The organism is Oleiphilus sp. HI0061 (genome assembly GCF_001635675.1).
Window position 1 is genome coordinate 1 of record NZ_LWFE01000195.1, and the last position, 1053, is coordinate 1053.

At 44.0% G+C, this 1053-nt stretch carries 2 protein-coding genes; one reads left to right on the forward strand and one right to left on the reverse strand.

The window, feature by feature from the left end; genetic code table 11:
• A partial coding sequence (gene dapA, locus A3735_RS02300; RefSeq protein ID WP_068637518.1) for a 4-hydroxy-tetrahydrodipicolinate synthase occupies positions 1–662 on the reverse strand: 662 nt, incomplete at its 3' end.
• A gap of 179 nt (positions 663–841) precedes the next feature.
• On the opposite strand from dapA, the gene A3735_RS02305 reads away from it, so the two are divergent.
• On the forward strand, positions 842–1053 hold a 212-nt coding region (locus A3735_RS02305), incomplete at its 3' end, for an ACT domain-containing protein (protein ID WP_304439955.1).

A 1053-nucleotide genomic window follows, 5' to 3' on the forward strand; every position in this document is an offset into this window, starting at 1 on the left:
GCTAGGCGACAAAGCTGACTCATCTCAGCAGGAAGTACATTAGCTGTAACTGAAATATTGCCTTTGGCACCCGCCAAGATCAACTTATAAGCAGTTTCATCATCACCCGAATAGACCGGCATTTTGCCATTTAAGGACTTGATGAGTTCACTGCCACGAGCAATATCACCTGTGGCGTCTTTAATGCCGACAATATTAGGTACATCAGCTAAACGAAGAACCGTCTCGTTCTGCATATCAACAACTGTTCGACCCGGTACGTTGTAAAGAATCTGATCAATTTCTACTGCTTCAGCAATCGCTTTATGATGAAGGTATAGGCCTTCTTGAGTAGGCTTGTTGTAATATGGCGCCACCAGCAAGCATGCATCAGCACCAAGCTTCTTAGCTTCACGCGTGAGTTCAATAGCCTCTGAAGTAGAGTTTGCGCCTGTGCCAGCGATAACAGGAATTCTTCCAGCAATACGTTTAATTATATGATCGATAACGCTGCAATGCTCTGCAGGGTCGAGCGTTGCAGACTCACCAGTGGTACCAACAGCAACAATAGCATTAGTTCCTTTTTCGACATGGAAGTCCAGCAGGGAATCCAAACGTTCCCAATCAAGACTTCCGTCTTCAAACATGGGCGTTACCAGGGCAACAATGCTGCCTTCAATCATATTGATCTCCAAGAAAATATCTGCGCACTTTTTACTCAAAAACAGATACTGAAACGGTACAAAGTAAAAACAATCGCGTATGTTAATGCCGAGATGGTTTTTTCACAAGTAAACATGCCTTACTATATGGCAAAGAAACAAAAATATCGTCCAACAACCCACTCAACTAAGGCGAAATTATGGGCAATACAGATCACAAACCAAACTTTTTGGTTATTTCTTCTATTGGCACCGACAAGCCAGGTATCGTTAATGAGCTAGCAAAAGCCTGCTCGACCAACCAATGCAATATCATAGACAGTAGAATGACAGTGCTCGGGGGCGAATTCGCCGTGATAATGATGGTTTCCGGCGCTTGGGATGCTATAGCAAAACTTGAAGCGAGCCTACC